The 19,499-nt window shown below is 30.9% G+C and carries 13 protein-coding genes, 1 pseudogene and 1 riboswitch; of the genes and pseudogenes, 3 read left to right on the top strand and 11 right to left on the bottom strand.

The genetic code is table 11. The features are described from left to right. Window positions 1–4 precede the first annotated feature (4 nt). The 7 genes from KPL44_RS01855 to KPL44_RS01885 form a co-directional block, all read right to left on the bottom strand. The gene (locus KPL44_RS01855; RefSeq protein WP_216246869.1) at window positions 5–2,092 is read right to left on the bottom strand and encodes a glycosyltransferase; all 2,088 of its coding nucleotides are present in this window, start codon (window positions 2,090–2,092) and stop codon (window positions 5–7) included. Between the two features lie 122 nt (window positions 2,093–2,214). Further along, window positions 2,215–2,772, bottom strand: coding sequence for a dTDP-4-dehydrorhamnose 3,5-epimerase (gene rfbC / locus KPL44_RS01860; RefSeq protein WP_216246871.1), 558 nt, complete (start codon window positions 2,770–2,772; stop codon window positions 2,215–2,217). An 8-nt stretch (window positions 2,773–2,780) separates the two neighbouring features. Continuing rightward, on the bottom strand, window positions 2,781–3,836 hold the full coding sequence (gene rfbB / locus KPL44_RS01865; protein ID WP_216246873.1) for a dTDP-glucose 4,6-dehydratase: 1,056 nt from the start codon (window positions 3,834–3,836) through the stop codon (window positions 2,781–2,783). Window positions 3,837–3,874: 38 nt separating this feature from the next. After that, complete coding sequence (rfbA, locus tag KPL44_RS01870; RefSeq protein WP_216246874.1) at window positions 3,875–4,798, bottom strand: glucose-1-phosphate thymidylyltransferase RfbA; 924 nt, start codon at window positions 4,796–4,798, stop codon at window positions 3,875–3,877. An 86-nt stretch (window positions 4,799–4,884) separates the two neighbouring features. After that, window positions 4,885–5,553, bottom strand: coding sequence for a sugar transferase (locus KPL44_RS01875; protein ID WP_216246876.1), 669 nt, complete (start codon window positions 5,551–5,553; stop codon window positions 4,885–4,887). A gap of 67 nt (window positions 5,554–5,620) precedes the next feature. After that, window positions 5,621–6,532 carry a UTP--glucose-1-phosphate uridylyltransferase GalU gene (galU, locus tag KPL44_RS01880; RefSeq protein WP_216246877.1) on the bottom strand — a complete coding sequence of 304 codons (912 nt, stop codon included), beginning with the start codon at window positions 6,530–6,532 and terminating at the stop codon, window positions 5,621–5,623. A gap of 641 nt (window positions 6,533–7,173) precedes the next feature. Continuing rightward, the gene (locus KPL44_RS01885) at window positions 7,174–8,010 is read right to left on the bottom strand and encodes a YihY/virulence factor BrkB family protein (RefSeq protein WP_216246878.1); all 837 of its coding nucleotides are present in this window, start codon (window positions 8,008–8,010) and stop codon (window positions 7,174–7,176) included. Window positions 8,011–8,268: 258 nt separating this feature from the next. Here KPL44_RS01885 and KPL44_RS01890 point away from each other — a divergent pair, with 258 nt between their 5' ends. The 3 genes and pseudogenes from KPL44_RS01890 to KPL44_RS01900 all read left to right on the top strand — a co-directional run bounded on the left by KPL44_RS01890 (window position 8,269) and on the right by KPL44_RS01900 (window position 11,573). Then, window positions 8,269–9,057, top strand: a complete 789-nt coding sequence (locus tag KPL44_RS01890) for a nitrilase-related carbon-nitrogen hydrolase (RefSeq protein ID WP_216246879.1) — start codon at window positions 8,269–8,271, stop codon at window positions 9,055–9,057. A gap of 1,058 nt (window positions 9,058–10,115) precedes the next feature. After that, window positions 10,116–11,014 (top strand): annotated as a pseudogene (locus tag KPL44_RS01895) (NAD(P)/FAD-dependent oxidoreductase). Between the two features lie 28 nt (window positions 11,015–11,042). After that, the gene (locus tag KPL44_RS01900) at window positions 11,043–11,573 is read left to right on the top strand and encodes a glutathione peroxidase (protein ID WP_216246880.1); all 531 of its coding nucleotides are present in this window, start codon (window positions 11,043–11,045) and stop codon (window positions 11,571–11,573) included. A gap of 579 nt (window positions 11,574–12,152) precedes the next feature. On the opposite strand, the gene KPL44_RS01905 is transcribed toward KPL44_RS01900, so the two are convergent. The 4 genes from KPL44_RS01905 to KPL44_RS01920 form a co-directional block, all read right to left on the bottom strand. After that, a complete protein-coding gene (locus KPL44_RS01905) occupies window positions 12,153–13,328 on the bottom strand; it encodes a phosphoribosylaminoimidazolecarboxamide formyltransferase (protein ID WP_216246882.1) in 1,176 nt (391 codons plus the stop codon). Between the two features lie 49 nt (window positions 13,329–13,377). Next, window positions 13,378–13,459, bottom strand: a riboswitch (ZMP/ZTP riboswitch). 149 nt (window positions 13,460–13,608) lie between these two features. Further along, complete coding sequence (locus KPL44_RS01910; RefSeq protein ID WP_216246885.1) at window positions 13,609–13,878, bottom strand: DUF1294 domain-containing protein; 270 nt, start codon at window positions 13,876–13,878, stop codon at window positions 13,609–13,611. Between the two features lie 678 nt (window positions 13,879–14,556). Further along, on the bottom strand, window positions 14,557–18,156 hold the full coding sequence (locus tag KPL44_RS01915) for an AAA family ATPase (RefSeq protein WP_216246886.1): 3,600 nt from the start codon (window positions 18,154–18,156) through the stop codon (window positions 14,557–14,559). Beyond that, a complete protein-coding gene (locus KPL44_RS01920; protein ID WP_216246888.1) occupies window positions 18,137–19,393 on the bottom strand; it encodes an exonuclease SbcCD subunit D in 1,257 nt (418 codons plus the stop codon). The genes KPL44_RS01915 and KPL44_RS01920 overlap by 20 nt, the downstream gene beginning before the upstream one ends. Between the last annotated feature and the right edge of the window lie 106 nt (window positions 19,394–19,499).

Raw genomic sequence — 19,499 nt, forward strand, 5'->3', positions numbered from 1 at the left:
ACCTTCACCTCTGCTTCATTACTTCTAATATTTTTTCATAATTCTTCATAGCGAATGAATTATCATACTCTTTAATTTCTATCCCTTTAAGTTCCTTTATTAAACCAGGAACCTCCTCTACATCATTTACAAATTTAATATAATTCAAATCTTTAAGCCAAGCGTAAGTATCTTTAACTTTGTGATTGTAATTTGCGATAACAATACAAGGTGTTGATGTAATTGCACAAAATACCAATCCATGTAACCTATCAGTGATAACTACTTCGACTTCTTTAAACTGGTTCCATTTCATTTTCAATCTTTTCTCTCTTTGATTTATATTAATCATATATTGCAAAATTTTATCTTCATACGTCGTAAAGACATCTACAGTATCTGTAATAATTATCTTATCAAAATTACTTTGGGCCTCGCTTCGAATATTATCCTTTTGCTGTGAAGATAAGAGCCCTTCTTTATCCTGTCTAAGACTTAATAAAACACCTTTTCGCTCAAATTTTGGATAAGTCTCATTTAAATATAAAACAATATCTGGAGTTAAAATCACTTTACTATTTACAAATGTTTCTTTCATTATGTTATAAGATGTTTCTTCTCTTGCAACCATAATTAAATTTTTATGTTCATTATAGATTGTTTTAGTTTTACTAAGTTCTGTTTTACCAGTAACAGTTTCTTTAAAGTATATTGATTGTGGGAATAAAATAATCTTATTATCTTTAAATTCAGAAATGATTTTCCGTCTTCCTTCTTCTTCCCAGATATATTCATCTCCTAAGTTTCCTCCACCTTGTAGAACAAAGATATCATCCTTTTTAACATTCTTTTTCAAATTTTTTATATGCTTAATTATATCCGCTGTAACTATTTCTATAATTATAAAATCCTTAAAATTATCCTTTAATATTTTCTCTTCCGCATATGCAATAGCATGATCGCCCAAATTACCATGATTCGGTGTCCCTATGATAAAAATTCGTTTTTGTTCCACCTTTGTTTCATATAGATATTTTGTTTCTTTATATCCTTTACCTTTTAACTTAATATATTTTATTTTATTTAAAAGTCTTGGTGAAATAATTGGTTTTAGTAAATTTATTATTTTTGTCTTATTTATCTTATGCCTTGGGTAAATGGTAGTATATAAATTAGGATAATTAGCTATAAACATTAAGGACAGTTTCTGTTTTAATCCCATTTCATCACTATTTCTTAGGATAGAATAATTTTGTTTTAATTTACCTATAATTTCATTTATTTGAATATCATAATCATCCGTGCCGTAATCAAGTAACAACATATCATTTAAACAAAAATGTAATCTATTAAATAACTGCTTGTCACACATGTCCCCAAGTAATGGTTCTAGGCTTTTTATATATTCTAAACACTTGATATTAGCCAGGCAATAATCATATCTTTTACTAGCAGTGTTGCTACCACAGATACTGTCACCCCTTAACAAATAATAATATTTTGGACTTTTTATATCCACAATTTTATTTGATTTTGAAAACAATTTATATGTAGTAAATATATCCTCATAATACTTTCCTTCTGGATATCTAATATCATTAAATAATTCTTTCTTATAAAGCTTGTCCCATGCAAAGTTCTTCATGCCGCTATACTCATCAAGAACTAGTTCTGATAATGCTTCACTTCTTGTAAACACCTCGGCCTTTTCACTATCTGAGATTGTCGTTATTTTATCTGCCTCTACAATATATCTACCGCAAACTGAAATATCAGCCTTATGAGAAGTCAAAGCATTATATAATGATTCATACATATCCTTTTCTATCCAATCATCACTATCAATAAATCCTAGATAGTCCCCAGTTGCAATATCTATCCCAGCATTTCTTGCAGAACTTAATCCACCATTTTTTTTATGTATTACTTTTATTCTTTTATCTTTTGATCTATACTCATCGCAAATGTCTCCACAATTATCTGGAGATCCATCATCAACAAGTATAATTTCAATATTTTCATATGATTGCCCTAATATACTATCAACACAGTTTCTTATATAAACCTCGACATTGTAAATTGGTACTATAATTGAAATCAAGGGGTTGTTCATTAAATCATCTCCTTCGGAGCTACAATATTAACTCCTATCTCTTTTAGTTATTCATCACTTTCAGTGCTGTATTCATCACCTATGGTGCTGTTAAAATGAAATACTAACGACATAAAATGTCGTTAGAATCTCACATTTGCAGCTTTTAGGCATTGTGCTTTTTTATCTTTCTCTGAAAGTAGTACTTCCCCTATACCGTCTAGTGGCCACTCCACTGCTATGTCCGAATCATTCCAGGTTATTGAACCTTCAAATTCAGGATGATATAAATTAGTACATTTATATACAAAAGTCGCCTCATCTGATGTTACAAGGAAGCCATGAGCAAACCCTTCTGGTACATAAAACTGCCTTCTATTCTCCCCGCTCAGCATTACGCCAAACCATTTACCATAGGTTTGAGAAGTGGCCCTTAAATCCACAGCTACATCAAACACTTCACCGCTTAGAACCCTCACAAGTTTTCCTTGAGAATACTCCCTTTGAAAATGTAATCCCCTAAGTACTCCCTTTTTAGATTTAGATTCATTATCTTGAACAAATACCATATTAAGACCTGCTTCTTTAAACTCATCATAGTTATATGTCTCCATAAAATATCCTCTGTTATCTCCAAAAACTGTAGGTTCTATTATATATAAATCTTTTATTTCAGTCCCTATAAACTTAAATTTTCCCATTATATTTCTTATACTCCTTTATACATCTTTTTATAATACTTTTGATATTCTCCAGTCGTAACATTTTTCATCCATTTTTTATTATCAAGATACCACTGAATTGTCCTTTTTATTCCAACTTCAAAGGTGGTTTCAGGATACCATCCTAGTTCATCCTTTATTTTTGTCGGATCTATTCCGTATCTTCTATCATGACCTAATCTATCCTCAACATGTTTAATCAAATCCCGTGTTATTTCCTTATCCACATTTTCATTTAAATAAGAAATAATACTATTGACTATTAATATGTTTGTTTTCTCATTATGTCCACCAATATTATAAACCTCTCCAAGACGTCCACTCTCTATTACCATGTCTATTGCTTTGCAATGGTCTTCTACATATAGCCAGTCCCTAATATTTAAGCCATCTCCATATACCGGCAAATCCTCATGGTTTAAACAATTGTTTATTAAAAGAGGTATAAGTTTCTCTGGAAATTGGTATGCTCCATAATTATTTGAACATCTAGTTATGTTAATTGGCATTTTATATGTATCAGAATATGCCTTTACCATTAAGTCACTAGCAGCCTTTGATGAGGCGTATGGGCTATGTGAATCTATAGGAGTTGTTTCTACAAAATACCCAGTATCGCTAAGCGAACCATATACCTCATCTGTTGAAACCTGAAGGAATTTTGCACCATTCTTAAACCCATTTGGGGTTTCCCATGCGATTTTTGCATTGTTTAGAAGGTTTACTGTTCCAAGTACATTGGTTTGCACAAATATTTCAGGGTCTTTTATACTTCTATCCACATGTGATTCTGCTGCAAAGTTAACAACATAGTCAAAATCATACCTCTTAAATAACTTCTCTACTAATTCCTTATCACATACATCACCTTGAACAAAAGTATAATTTGTTCTGTCTTCAATTTCTTTAAGATTTTCCAAATTTCCTGCATAAGTTAGCTTGTCTAAATTTACTATTTTAATATCTAAATATTTTTTTAACATATAATGAACAAAATTTGATCCTATAAATCCTGCTCCACCTGTTACTAAGTAAGTTTTCATATTATTTTCCTCCAAATTTTATCCTTGTTATATATTATTTATTTTATTTGCTCAATATTAGCTAATTCTTTTAATGCTGCTATATTTGTTTTTTTATATTCCATAGCAATATCCATTAAATAATTTCCATATCCAGTTTTTAAAAGCGGTTTTGCTAGCGCTTTTAGTTTTTTCATAGTTATCCACCCTTTTCTATAAGAAATTTCTTCTAGGCAAGATATATATGTTCCTTGAGTACTCTGAACTGCTTCTACAAAGTTTGAAGCCTTAAGCATTGAGGCATGTGTTCCTGTATCAAGCCAAGCAAGGCCTCTTCCAAGTAAGTTTACCTTAAGCTTTTGCTCATCCATATACATTCTATTTAAATCGGTAATTTCAAGTTCTCCTCGCACCGATGGTTTTAATCTTTTAACTTTTTCTACAACTGTGTTATCATAAAAATATAGTCCCGGAATAGCATATTTAGATTTGGGATTTTCAGGTTTCTCTTCAAGCGAAAGTACATTTCCCTCTTCATCAAACTCAACAACTCCAAATGAAGTTGGATCATTAACATAATATCCAAAAATGATAGCACCCTCCTCAAGAATCGCTGCCTTATTAAGACTTTGAGAAAAACTTTGTCCCCAGAATATATTATCCCCGAGAATCATAGCTACTTTATCATCACCAATAAACTCTTCTCCGATTATAAATGCTTCGGCGAGTCCATTAGGTTCTTCCTGAACTGCATACTCTATTTTAAGACCCAATTTACTGCCATCATTAAATAACTCCTTAAAACCAGGTAAATCCCTTGGCGTTGAAATTATAAGTATTTCTCTTATCCCAGCAAGCATTAAAACAGATAATGGATAATAAATCATTGGTTTATCATATATCGGCACCATTTGTTTTGATACTGCTTGTGTAACAGGGTAAAGCCTTGTACCTGATCCCCCAGCTAATATAATGCCTTTCATAATTATATTTCCTCCTCTTATAATTTATTAAGTTCAAAAACATTCCTTAATTTTAAAAACTCTAAACTTGCAATTTAGAGTTAACCTTATCTTGCACCCTCATCTCCAAACAAAACCCCTACTGTCTTAAATATAAGGGTTATATCTATCCATGTATTTCTTTCTTCTATGTATTCAACATCCATTTCCATCCACTCTTCAAAACTAACATCACTTCTACCTCTAACCTGCCAATAGCAAGTTAAGCCTGGTTTTGCAACTAATCTTCTTTTTTGAAAAGATGTAAACTGTACTACTTCCTTAGGCAAACTTGGTCTTGGTCCAACCAATGACATTTCCCCTTTTAATATATTAAAAAGTTGTGGAAGTTCATCTATACTTGTTTTACGTACAAACTTCCCAACCTTGGTTATTCTAGGATCATCTTTCATCTTAAACATAGGTCCTGACATCTCGTTCTCTTTTTTAAGTTTCCCTAAAAGACATTCTGCATCAGAGCACATAGACCTAAATTTATACATCATAAATTTTTTCCCATCTCGCCCAACTCTACTTTGAGCGAAAAATACAGGCCCCTTTGAATCAATCTTAATCCATATAGCAACAATAATCATCACCGGACTTATTAATATAACTCCGCTTAAAGATCCAATAACGTCAATTATTCTTTTTATTATAAAATATCCTAGGCTTTTCTTGTATTCGCAAGTTTCATCTACCTCTGTAACTTCTGAACTTCTTTGTGGTTGTTGCATCTATTCATCCCCCTTTTTATAGAATATTAAACTTTCCATAACGTACCCGATTTAGTATTGCTATTACTTATGACTTTTCACTCATTACTTCTTCATACAAAGCATTAAATTTATCATTGTCTTTTAAACTCTGAAGATATCTCATAAAGGGAACTTTTAAAGCATCTCTTTTTAAAGCGAATTCAACTGTAGCTTCTAGAAAACCTAATTTATCTCCCACATCATATCTACGTCCTTCAAATATGTATGCATACATATCTTGCTTAGATATTAATGTCTTTAAAGCATCCGTTAACTGAATTTCTCCGCCCTTGCCAGGTAATGTATTATCTAATATATCAAATATTTCAGGAGTGATTATGTATCTGCCAAGTATAGCTACATTAGATGGCGCAACATCTACTCCAGGCTTTTCAACAAGATTATTTACTTTGTATACTCTATCATTAATTTGAACTCCATCAACTATTCCATATTTATCAACATTTTCTTTAGCCACTTCTTGAACTCCAACAATTGTTGCTTCTTTTTCTTCAAAACAATCCATAAGCTGTTTTAAACACGGAGTTTTAGCATCAACTATATCATCACCAAGCATTACAGCAAAAGGTTCATTGCCTACAAAAGCTCTTGCACAATTTATAGCATGTCCAAGTCCTTTTGGCTCTTTTTGTCTTATAAAATGTATATCCACCAAATTCGATATCTCCCTAACCTGTTTAAGAAGGCCATCTTTATGTTTATTTTCAAGCTCCAGCTCTAGTTCTACCGATTTATCAAAGTGATCCTCAATAGACTTTTTATTTCTTCCTGTAATAATTAATATTTCTTCTATTCCTGACGCAACTGCTTCCTCAATAATATATTGCATTGTAGGCTTGTCAACTATAGGTAACATTTCTTTAGGTAATGCCTTCGTTGCTGGCAAAAACCTTGTTCCTAGTCCTGCTGCTGGTATAATAGCTTTTCTTACTTTCATTTAAATTTCTCCTTTGTTTTATAAATTATTTTGTAAGCATACTTATATTTTTCCTTAATTATTTACATTTTTAAAACCATTTTCAATTTTTATACTTAATTTAATAAAATGTAATTTTATCTCAATTCGTTTTTGAAAATACAAATCCTTCCAAAATATAAACATGACCAATTTACCCTTATACACTTATCAAATTAATGTTATATTACATTATATTTTCTATATCTTATACGTGATAATCGATGGTAATCATATATATTTACCTCTGTAATTAATAATTCAATCAAATAAAAAATTGTCTTAATCACTGAATTGATTATACCATAATACTACAAAATGTGTGTTAATTTTTTATTAAGTTTGTGAACATTCGACATAAATCTTTCTTTTTATTTAGTCTCAAATATGCATTTTCCCATATATATCATTTTAACTCAAATTAATGCAATAAATCGAGTTAATAATATTTACACCTTAAGACCACACTGGCATGTTCTAAGTATTCTGTTCCCATGATGAACATCTCATTTTCACAAAAAAAATCAGAAGCATTTCTACTTCTGATTTTGATTTTGATCATTTTTCTTTACCACTCATATAATAAGTATTAAATTTCCAGTTGATATTGTAAACAAAATAATTTAATACTTCTTACACTTAGGTTTTTGTTTACCCTCTTTTTCAAATGCTAACAGCGCATTAACTTCTCCACCCAATAATATTATTATAGAAGTTATATAAAGCCATAACATAAGCACTATAACTGCCCCTATTCCACCATATAGGATAGAGTAATTATTGAAATTATTTACATAATATGCGAAACCTAAAGAAGCCGCCAGCCAACACAAAGTACTTATTACAGCCCCAGGAATTACCTCTTTCCAGGTCAACCTTCTGCAAGGGGTAAAATGATATAAAGCTGCAAAGGTAATTCCCATTCCGCCTACAGACACTAGATATCTTATGATATCCCAATTTAATATAAAATCACTTGATAGATTTAAACTATGTGCAATAGTTCTTCCTATCATTTGTCCAAATACCACCAATGCTACTGACGCAACAATTGCAAAAGCAAGGCTTACCATAAATAATACAGATATAGCTATAGTCTTCCAATAAGGTCTTGTTTCTTCCTCATCATAAGCTTTATTTAGCCCCTTAATTATAGCCCTAAATCCACTAGACCCTGACCAAACTATACCTACTATACTTAATGACACTAAATGACCATTAGTTGAACTCGACGCATTTTTAATAGTAGTGTAAATTAAATTAACAGTACTCTCTGGCATTATTTGCTGTACATATATAAGAATATCTGTGCTTTTTAAATCACTATAACTAATCATTGTAAGAAGCAGCAATAAAAAAGGAAAAAATGATAAAAGTAAATCATAAGCAAGCTGACCTGCCAAAGCAGTAATATCATCATCTATAATTCTACAGAAAAGTTCTTTTAATTTTTTAAACATATAACACCCCTTCCTAGGCATCTTACGGGAATTTTACATCACATAAACTAAGGTTGTTTAAAACTAATTATATACTATCTGTCACCATCCTAGATACTTTCACCTTCACTGTTTATAAATTATGTATATGGGAATCTTCATATTTCAAGTTCATTTGTAAATCAAATAGGATATTTAGATACCCACTCTGATATAATATGTATTATAGAGATATATTATTAGTAAAGATGTTTTAACCGATAAAAATGGGGGTATAATATGAAATTAGCACTAGCTCAATTAGATATTGCCTTTGAAGATAAGTCTACCAATAAAGAAACGTCAAAGCAATTTATAAAACAGGCAGCTTCTGAAAATGTGGATATGATTTTCTTCCCAGAAATGACTTTAACAGGTTTTTCTATGAATCCTTCTTATATAGGAGAGGATAATAATGAAACTATTGAATTTTTCAAGGAAATGAGTACTAAACACAACCTTTCTATAGGTTTCGGATATGTCGAAGGCACATCACACTCCAAAAATAAATACAAAGTAGTGGCACCTCAAGGCAATGAACTTGTGGATTACGCTAAAATCCATCCCTTCTCTTATGGAAATGAACCTGAATTTTATGAAAGTGGAAATGAAATAAAGCATTTTAATGCTTTTAATTTCAATATAACCCCTTTCATATGCTACGATTTACGATTTCCAGAAATATTTCAGCTAGCCTCAAAAGCAGCTACCTTAATTACTATTGCAGCTAACTGGCCTATAGGTCGTCGAGAACATTGGATTACTTTGCTAAAAGCAAGAGCCATAGAAAATCAATGTTACATTGCTGGGATAAACCGAGTTGGTGAAAGTAATGGATTAACCTACAGTGGTGATTCTATGATTGTAGATCCACTAGGAAACATAATAGGTAGCTTATATACTGAGGAAGGCTTAGTTATAGCTGATATCAATCAAGATGATGTAATCGCAGTTCGAGAAAAATTCAGATTTAAAGATGATAGAAAAGAAATACTGTATTATAGCATGTATTCATCTCCCTCAAGATAACTAACGCATAAAGTTTCGGCATATAGGTCGTTTGAATAGTCGATATTTCATTAACAGACTCTAAGGAGAATAGTCACATTTTTTAGCACAAAAAACTTGTCATAAATTAACACTTAGAATTGAGATTAATGAAACCTCACAGCTACGCCAAAGTTTGAATTTTCAGAATCTTGTAGGATCAAAATAACAAATTTCTTAATGAAATTTGTTATTTTTAGTTTTAATTTAATACACAGTGGAGAAAATTTTCTGTTACTATTTTAATATATTTTCAGATAATTAAATATTTATCCACAAAATCAAGAAAGTTATCCTCTTTTAGTGGATAACTTTATATGTTTCTTCAATAAATAAACCATATTATGATAATAATACAATATTTATGAAATTATATTCAATTTTATAGAAAAGTTATCCACAGACTTAAATCTATCTTACTAAACTTAATTCTGTAATATTTTTCTTCTTTTCATTCATTATTACTTTAAGACTCACTTTTATTTTATAATATACAGTAATTCAAATAATCCTATATTACGATGTCGCAACTCATTATAACCTCAAAACATTAAAAGTTCAAGGTGAAATTGCAAAAAATTTAACATACTTATAACATCGCAGCTTTCTGTAAATTTTTGTCTTTTTTTACACTAATACCTCCATAAAAAATTAATTAAATTACAATAATTATTAAAAACTATCTAGTTATGAAATAGTTCAAAAAAATAGTTTCTATGAAAATTAATTTTCAGATAATTAAAAATTCATCCACAATTCAAACAAAGTTATCCACCGAATGAGGATAACTTTGTCTAATAACATGTTCATAAACCCATTAACTTCTATAACAAACAATTTTTATTATATTTAGTTTAATTATAAGGGTTAGTTATCCACATACTTAAATTTACATTTTCAAAAAAACTATTATAAAGAATTAGATTGACACTAAAAAAAATAAGATATATAATAATCCTAGAAAATCAATTGTATACAAGTTAATTGAATAAAATATATTTCAAAAAATAATAAAGTAATTAATCCAAAGGAGTCTTAAGATGAGTCAAAGATATGATATTGCAATAGTCGGTACTGGGCCTGCAGGATTATCAGCAGCATTAAATGCAAAAATAAGAAATAAAAATTTTATTATTTTTGGTAATAATGAGTTAAGTAATAAGTTAGTAAAGGCTGAGAAAGTTAATAATTATTTAGGATTTTACGGAAAGAGTGGCTCTGAGATTAGAGATGAGTTTAAATCCCACCTAAAAGCAATGGATATAACTATTACTGAAGAGAAAATAAATAACATATATTCCATGGGTAATTATTTTGCATTAATGGTAAATGAAAAAATATATGAAGCAACTTCAATAATATTGGCTACAGGAGTTAGTTTTGGGAAACCCTTTAAAGGTGAAGAAAAGTTTTTAGGTAGAGGCGTTGGTTATTGTGCAACTTGTGATGCTCCACTATATAAAAATAAAATTGTTACAATAATAGCTTATGATAAAAAGGAAGAAGATGAAGTTAACTTCATCGCTACAGTTGCATCTAAAGTTTATTATCTTCCAATGTATAAGGAAAAAGCTGACGTAGTCTCATCCATAGAAATTATTAACGATGTTCCCCTTGAAATAATTGGCGATGAAAATGTCACTAAACTAATACTTAAGAATGGTGAAATAATTACAGACGGCATTTTTATCTTAAGAGATAGTGTTTCACCAGGACAATTAGTGCCCGGTCTCATGATGGATAAAAACCATGTACAAGTAGATAAAAAATGAGAACTAACTTAGATGGTTGTTTTGCCGCTGGAGATATTGTTGGTGTACCCTACCAATACATAAAATCTGCAGGTGAGGGAAATATAGCAGCATTATCTGCTGTAGCCTTCGTTGATGAACAAAAGAAAAAAACAATCTTAAATTTTAACATTAAACATGTTAATTAAAAAAATAAATATAAAAGGAGAAATTAAAATGATATATGATTACAAAGTAAAAACTATAGAAGGTAATGAGGTTTCAATGGAAGATTATAAAGGAAAGGTACTGTTAATAGTTAATACAGCTACAGGTTGTGGTTTTACACCACAATATGAAGGACTTCAAAACCTTTATGATAAATATGGCAAGGAAAATTTCGAAATATTAGATTTTCCAAGCAATCAATTTTTTGCGCAAGCTCCAGGAACCAATGAGGAAATTTCTAATTTTTGTGCAATAACATATGGTACAACTTTTAAAACTTTTGCTAAAATAGATGTAAATGGTGAAAATACAAATGAATTATATAAATTCCTAAAAAAAGAAGCTCCTACAGCTGCTGAGGATGCTGCATCAGAAGGTTTATATACTAAATTATCAGGTTTAGGATTTAATACAACTAAATCTGATATCAAATGGAATTTCACAAAATTTCTTGTAGATAAAACTGGTAAAGTTATTGCTAGATTTGCTCCAACATTTGAGCCAGAGAAAATAGAAGAAAATATTAAATCTTTAATATAAATTAAATAAGCTGTTTGTTTAACGAAATTTCAGAAGGAAAGTCTCCCACTTCTAAAAGTGGGAGACTTTCCTTCTGAGTTCTTTAATATTGCAGCTCCGCAGAGGATGATTTAATTGTCACTAGGTAAAAAACAATAATATAACCCCTATCATTGTGATAACTATTAATGTATATTCTATTATAGTTACTGTTTTTGACTTTAATTTCTTGTTGAATATTGAAAGTAAAATACACCCAATTAACGAAATTGCGATTGTATATACTGGCGCAAGTTCCATATCAAATCCCTTCTTTCTAATTTATAATTAGGACACACAAACCTTTTGATAAACTTATGTTTTCTTCAATTATTTTCGTATAAGGTAAATTAGTAATTATTTAAATAACTATTATGTCCATAAAAATAATTTATCTTTAATTGTTTTTGATTTTCAAAAATGAAACATATTTGCTCTCATATAAAACAATAGGAACAAAGGTACTATCCATATGAATAGTACCTTTGTTTTTATATACTTATAAATTGTTTTCCTGATGATAATACCTTCAGCTTAGTATCTAAAGTATTTATTGGTTTTCTAATGATGAAATAATCTCGTATTTGAACAAGCCATTGCTATATTATATTCATTACATGCTTTTACTACTATGTCGTCTCTTATTGAACCACCAGGTTGTACAATATATTCTACCCCACTTTGAAATGCTCTATCTATATTGTCTCTAAATGGAAAGAACGCATCTGAGCCTAAAGATACCCCTGATAAATTAGATATCCATGAGGCTTTTTCTTTCTTTGTTAACCTTTTAGGTATTTCATTAAGCACTTCGCCCCATTCCCTCATCTCTATAGGCGTAGTGTCGTCCCTAAGGTATTGATCTATAACATTATCTTTATTAGGTCTTGATATACCATCTTTGAATGATAAATTAAGAACACTTGGATGCTGCCTTAAATACCATATATCAGCTTTCGACGCCGCCAGTCTTGTGCAATGTATTCTGGATTGTTGCCCTGCACCGACCCCAATTACTTGACCATCTAAAACAAAACAAACAGAATTTGACTGAGTATATTTTAATGTAATCATTGAAATAAGTAAGTCTCGTCTTGCATCATCTGTAATATTTTTATTATTAGTTACTACATTATTAAGCATTTTCTGTTCTAATTTAATATTATTTCTTTTCTGCTCAAATGTTATACCATATATTTCTCTCTTTTCAATATCTTCAGGTTCATAATTTGGATCCATTTTAATAATGTTAAAATTTCCTTTTTTCTTTTTCGTCAAAAGTTCCAGAGCTTCCTCTGTATAGCTAGGTGCAATTACTCCATCTGATACAGATTGTTTTAAAATCATTGCTGTAGGTAAATCAACAACATCACTTATAGCCACCCAATCACCAAATGATGACATCCTATCTGCACCTCTGGCTCTTGCATATGCAGTGGCAACAGGGGATAATTCTATGTTTTCAACAAAATATGCTTTTTTTAACACATCACTTAAAGGAATCCCCACTGCAGCACCCGCTGGACTTACATGTTTAAAAGATGATGCTGCTGGTAATCCTATTGCTTGTTTTAATTCTTTCACCAATTGCCATGAATTAAATGCATCCATAAAATTAATATAACCTGGGTTTCCATTAAGAATTTCAAATGGTAGTTCCTTGTTTTTCATGTAGATTTTAGCTGAGCCTTGATGTGGATTACATCCATATTTAAGTATAACCTCTGAATTTGTCATAAACAAAACCTCCTATATAATTTGATAAAAAAAACGCCTGAATAAAATTTTATTTTACCCAGGCGGTCGATATTCTTCTTTAGTCATGCTCCCTATGGTAAACACCATTTCCGCCAGTTGCATAATTAATTATTGATTTTTATTAAATTATAGATTATATACATATTTATGTCAAATCTAAAATTAACACTATATAACAAAAGCCCTTAGAATAAGAACCTCATAAAAAATATATAAAACGAGGCACATACTGAATGTTAATTTCAATATGTGCCTCGTTTTAAAATACTCTATAAATATATTTAAAGAATATAAATATTTGAACTATAAGAATCGCTGGTATTCCTATAACAAATTTATTATGTTTAGTTTTATGCCTAAATAATCGCATACCTATAAATATTCCCAAAGCACCATAAGCAATAGCTATAGTAAAAAGTGTCTTCTCTGGAGTTCTCCATTTTCCCTTTCTTGATTTGTTCTTATCCGAATACATTACAAAAATCCCGTACAAATTAATAGCTAAAATATAATATAAAAATATCTTCATTTGTTTTCCTCCGTTTTAATCCTAATAATATGATCACCGTGACGCTTTAGTATCTAGGATGTTCTGATAGTGGAGCATTTGTTAACAGAATCTAAGTTTATTTCATGAAAAATTCTCTAACGCACTTATTCGACGTCCTGTCTCAGAAGTGCTAGCAACCCGTCCTGGGTTGCTTACGTGAATTTTACATTGCATAAACTAAGATTCTGTAAAACTCATTATATACTATCTATCACACTCCTATATGCTTTCACCCTCATTATGATAATGTTTAATTATAAAATATTAGTCCCATGAAAAATATTCAAGAGTTCCCCCCTAAATTCCCTTGGCCGTAGGCCGTCGCATCTACATATCTTTATTCAGAATTTCTCGAATTTCGTTCCACCGGAACGAAAGAGTCACAATTATTGGAAATATACGTCGTAATTATATGAAATTTCTCCATAGGGACTTGCAAGAAGATGCGCAGAAACATTGAAATTGAATTTAGAAATTCTTCTTTTGCTGATATAAAATTCTCGTAAGCCTGCCAGGACGGCAGGCTAGCGAACCCGAGACAGGACGTCGAGTGTGAGCGATAGAGAATTTTATCTTTGCAAAAGATTAGAATTTCTTAATCATATTTCACGTTCCAAGCTCTAATTGCAAGGTCCGAAGGAGAAATGGCCTCTCCTTTTACGTATACTCTAGTTTTACCTTGCTGCCACCCTGCCCTTGCTCTGCTGGAGTAACTATTAGTTTTATTGGGACCCTATTACGAAGCTCCTCCACATGACTTATTATTCCCACAGACAATGTACTTGAATGTAGTTTTTCAAGTGAATTCATTACTACATCTAATAGATCAGTATCTAATGTTCCAAACCCTTCATCTAAAAAGAAGAATTCAAGTGGTGCACTACCCTTTAATTGAATTTGCGAAGAAAGTGCAAGTGCAAGACATAATGATGTTAAGAAGGTTTCTCCTCCTGATAATGTGTTAGTTTCACGTCTTATCCCTCCATTAAAATCATCTCTCATTACAAATGCTCCATTAGCATCAAGCTCCAATGCGTAACGTCCCCTTGTTATCTCTTTTAACCGTTTTGAAGCTTCCATAGATATATATTTTAGTTGCTTCATAGCTACGTATTCAACAAATTTATTTCCTTGAATAAGAGTGTCGAGTTCTCTTAAAAGACCTATTTTATGCTCTACTGATTTTTTCTTTGTTAAAAGGGTTTTAATTTCTTGTATCTTTTTCTCCATTTCCTCAAGCGCCCTAAATTGAGCACCTATTGCTTTGGTCTTTTCCTCTAGAACCGTTCCAATAACTTCTCTTTTTTCTTTTAATTCTTCAAATAAAGTAACATCTACTTCTTTCCCTTGAAGTAAGATTTCAAGTCTTTTTAAGTTATCTATAAGGTTACGTTTAAGTTCCTCATACTGTTTTATTTCTTTCTCGAAGATTACCAAAACTTCTCTTGAAACGGAGTGAAGTAGGACTGTTTCAGTATCTTCAAAGGAATTCTCATTAAGGGATATGTTTAATTTTTCTTGTCCCTCAATTAACATCTTAGATAACATTTCTTTTTTATTTTCCTCGCTAGTTTTCTGAGTTAAAACCTTTTGTTTCTCTATACTTTCTCTTTCAAAGACCGCTTTTAGACTTGATTCCTTTAAAGTGATCCCTTTAATTTCAACTCTTACCTTTTCTACTTCAATTTTAGGGGTATGATCCACTGTAGGCGTAAATCCACAAAGCTCCACTATCTGAAGCGTCAAGCGTTCTATTTCCGCCCTTTTCTCCTTGCCACTTGTTTCTATTTCTGTTTTCAAGTTGGTAAGTTCCCTTAAAGTCTTATCTATAGCTTCTCTTTCCTTTTCTAGTGTTACAAGTTCTGATCTATTTTTTCTAACCTGTGATGTAAGTTTTATTACTTCATTGTCTATATTTTTAATTTGCAAAATCTTTTCTTTTATAGATATTGATTCTTCATTCTCATTTTGTTCCTGCTTAAAAGACTCCTCTTCACGTAATAAGTCTTCATTTAAAAGTTTATGACTTTGAGAAAGTAACTCTAACCTCTCACCCGCAATAGAGATATCCTTTTGCAAAACTAATAATGCTTCACTTTCTTTTCTTAAACCTTCTCCAAGTTTTGCCTCATCCATAGCTACTTTACTTTTTTCTTCTCGAGATTTGGTAAGTATCACTTCTAGTTCCGTCTTTTGTTTATTATATAATTCGATCTTTTCTTTAAACTGGAGTAATGATAATTCACTCTTGTTTTTTTCATCCTCAAGCTCTTTTATATTTATATCCTTAAGATTTTTGTTTACTTCTAATAATTGATTATTTATATACTCCTCATCTTTTGAAAATCCAGCAAGTACTATTAACTCATTTTGATAATCCTTCGATAGCTTTTCTAGGTTTTCAGCATGACTTCGTTTTAAACTCTGTAACCCTTTTAAATCTGTATCTTCTTTTAACTCTGCTATTTTAGGATGATGCTCCGCACCACATACTGGGCATAGATCTCCTTCTTTCAAATTAGAAGCTAAATCTACTGCCATGTTTCCTATCTCTATTTCTTTTATCTCATGATCTAATTTTTCAACTTTGTCTTTCATAGTTTCTATAGATTTTTCTACATTTTTTATATTTAACCTAACTTTTTCAGTTTTTGTGTTTACACTTTCATATTTAGCCTTAAGTTCATCCTTTTTTTTATGATCTTCTACAGCCTTTTCAAGTTTTACCTTAATTGTGTTATAAGCTTCTTGATTATCTAAGAGCAACTTATTATCTCCCGGGAAATCATTCGCTAGTTCCACACTTTTTTCTTCTAAAAGCGCTAATTTATCTTGTTCATCTTTCAATTTAAGTTTAGCTTTATTATGAAGTAGCTCTGTACTAGCCAAGGTCTTCTTCAAGGTTTCACCTTTATTTTTAAGTTCATTAACATTTTTAGTAGCTGAAGTTACTTCTAATTCACTATTATAAGTTTTGTACAGTTTTTCCCTATACTCTGGCAATATTTCTATTTCATTTAATTTTGTTTCACATAATTGTAACTGCTTCTCTAGCTTTTCTTTATTAATAAGAATTATTGATGTTTTTGAGTTTTTATCAGCTAAATTATGAGTAAGTTCCTTATGTTTTTTTAATAAAACATCTTTTTCATTAGCTAAATAAATTATTTTTTCTTCAATATTTGATGCTTGCTTTAAACTTACTTCCTTTTCAATCAAAGTTGGTAATTTATCATTTTTAGACTTCCAGGCTTCCTCATAAGATATTTTGGTTACCTCTAGTTTTTGAGAAATAGCTTCATAATCTTTAATTAATTTTTGAAGTTTCTCTCCGTTTATAGTTAAGCTTTTTTGAGTCTCTGAAACATTTTCAATATAAGGTTTTACATTTAACGCTAAACTTCCTTTTGTAAATTTTACTTTTTTATTTTCTATGTCTTCCTCTTGAAGTTTTAGCAACTCTTCCCTTTTTACATACTTACTCTTTTCCTTTTGTAATTCAAAAATATTTTTATATACTTCATACCCTTTATCTAAAGTACTTTTCTGAAGTTTAATCTCCTTTTCTTCTTCCTTTAAAATTACAAGCGTTTGCTTTATTTGATTATGTGATTCTTCATCTACATTCTCATAACCCTTCATTTCACCCTCAAGCAAAGTTTTAGTGTTTAAATTTTCATTCCTAACTTTTTTTATCTTATCATAAAGTTTAGAACCATATTTCTCAAGAGCAAATATTCTCTCAAGCATATCTCTTCTGTCTTTTCCTGATAGCTTTAAAAATTCATTGAATTTGCCCTGAGGTAATACTACTGACCTTGTAAAATCCTCAACTTTTAGTCCTACAATACTTATAATATTTTCCTCTAAATCTCTTGGCCCTTCTGCGATAACTTTGTTCTCATCAATATTTTCTTTATTTGTCTCGATTAGCCTTGCATAAGCAGTTTTAAAGTTTCCAGTTTTTAATCTTTTTATACATCTTTCTGCTCTATATGACGTGCGACCTTTACCTAGTCCTATTTCGAAATCAAAACTTATTTCTACTACATTTGTTTCTGTATTTACAAACTCTTTAGTATCCCTTGATACTTTTCCGTATAGAGCTATAGTTATCCCATCTAATATAGTTGATTTACCACTAGCTGTTGGCCCAAATATTCCGAAGAGTCCTTTTTCTGTAAGCTTTGAGAATTCTATAGTTTGCTGCTCTACAAAAGAATTTAACCCTTTTATTTTAAGACTTACTGGTTTCATCTTTGGTTTCCTCCTCATCTAATGCTATACTTAAGAACAATTCCATTAACTCACTTGTTGGCTCAAGACCACCCTTTGCAAGCACAAAATATTCTTTGAACATTTCCTCCATGGATTTTTCCCTCAAGCTTTCTTTTAATTCTTTAATATCTTCGATTTCACCTATTATTGGCTGAATCGATACTATGTCTGGCCTTAATCTTTTCATTTCCTTTATGTTCTCTGTGCTTATTATTTCCTTAGTCTTTATTTCAAGATACACCCAAATTTTCTTTTCGCCCTCAAGCTTACACTTCTCTAATGCAACCTCTGTGCTATCACATTTCCATATTTCTATTGGTTTATAGTTTCTAAACAAAATATTTGATATTTCAGCCTCTGATCCAGCTTTAACATCTACAAGATATGCTCCCTTGCTATAGTTTATTTCACTTTTGCTATATTGAATTGGAGAACCAGAATATCTTATTTTGCCCTTAGTTCCCGGAACCTTTTGTGGCCTATGAAGATGTCCTAGGGCGCAATATTGTGCTTTCTTTGGGAACTTAGTAGGAGATACAGAGAGGCTTCCCCCTAGTTGTATACTTCTCTCAGATCCACTCTCCTCTCCCCCCATAACATATAGGTGGGATATTACTAGATTTATTGTGTCATCTCTATATTTAAGGGATAAATCATCAAACAACTCTCCGATTCTATCCGAATAACTTTTCTGTCTATCCTCATCATTTAATTCTGTAGTCAGTACTTCGTTCAGCCTTTTTTCGCTTGGATAAGGAAGTGTTAATATAACAGCCTTTTCTCCTCTTATACTTAGCTCAATATATCCTTCGCCACTTTCTATTATTTCAAAATCGTAATTATTAGCCGTATTATATTCACCAAAAACACCTTGCCTTGCTATACTTTTAGGTTCCCCAAGGAGTATCACTCCATGCTCATATGCAAGGGAGCTTGCAGCTACTAATCTTTCCGGATTGTCATGATTACCTGCAATAACAAGCACCGCAGTCTTACCACTACTTGTTATATCGCTAATAGTACTATAGAACATTTTTTCTGCCTTTGCTGGTGGGTTACCATTATCATATATATCTCCAGCTATAAGAACTAAATCTATATCATTATTTTTAACTATTTCTATGAATTCTTTTAGGAATTCTTTCTGTTCCTCTAGCCTACTATATTGCTCTAATGTCTTCCCCAAATGCCAATCTGATGTGTGAAGTATTCGCATATTTATCACTCCTTTCTTTAGGTGTTAATGTTGGTTAATGTGAGGGACGGTTAACAACTATCCAACATTTATTTAACGATTAAATGCAGGGGACGGTTAACAACTA

The organism is Clostridium sp. DSM 17811, from assembly GCF_018861905.1.
Taxonomy (GTDB): domain Bacteria; phylum Bacillota; class Clostridia; order Clostridiales; family Clostridiaceae; genus Clostridium_AD; species Clostridium_AD frigoriphilum.

Bases quoted from the DNA above. Each gene is read 5' to 3' on its own strand.
- KPL44_RS01855 (WP_216246869.1), bottom strand. From the start codon at position 2,092: ATGAACAACCCCTTGATTTCAATTATAGTACCAATTTACAATGTCGAG.
- rfbC (WP_216246871.1), bottom strand. From the start codon at position 2,772: ATGGGAAAATTTAAGTTTATAGGGACTGAAATAAAAGATTTATATATA.
- rfbB (WP_216246873.1), bottom strand. From the start codon at position 3,836: ATGAAAACTTACTTAGTAACAGGTGGAGCAGGATTTATAGGATCAAAT.
- rfbA (WP_216246874.1), bottom strand. From the start codon at position 4,798: ATGAAAGGCATTATATTAGCTGGGGGATCAGGTACAAGGCTTTACCCT.
- KPL44_RS01875 (WP_216246876.1), bottom strand. From the start codon at position 5,553: ATGCAACAACCACAAAGAAGTTCAGAAGTTACAGAGGTAGATGAAACT.
- galU (WP_216246877.1), bottom strand. From the start codon at position 6,532: ATGAAAGTAAGAAAAGCTATTATACCAGCAGCAGGACTAGGAACAAGG.
- KPL44_RS01885 (WP_216246878.1), bottom strand. From the start codon at position 8,010: ATGTTTAAAAAATTAAAAGAACTTTTCTGTAGAATTATAGATGATGAT.
- KPL44_RS01890 (WP_216246879.1), top strand. From the start codon at position 8,269: ATGAAATTAGCACTAGCTCAATTAGATATTGCCTTTGAAGATAAGTCT.
- KPL44_RS01900 (WP_216246880.1), top strand. From the start codon at position 11,043: ATGATATATGATTACAAAGTAAAAACTATAGAAGGTAATGAGGTTTCA.
- KPL44_RS01905 (WP_216246882.1), bottom strand. From the start codon at position 13,328: ATGACAAATTCAGAGGTTATACTTAAATATGGATGTAATCCACATCAA.
- KPL44_RS01910 (WP_216246885.1), bottom strand. From the start codon at position 13,878: ATGAAGATATTTTTATATTATATTTTAGCTATTAATTTGTACGGGATT.
- KPL44_RS01915 (WP_216246886.1), bottom strand. From the start codon at position 18,156: ATGAAACCAGTAAGTCTTAAAATAAAAGGGTTAAATTCTTTTGTAGAG.
- KPL44_RS01920 (WP_216246888.1), bottom strand. From the start codon at position 19,393: ATGCGAATACTTCACACATCAGATTGGCATTTGGGGAAGACATTAGAG.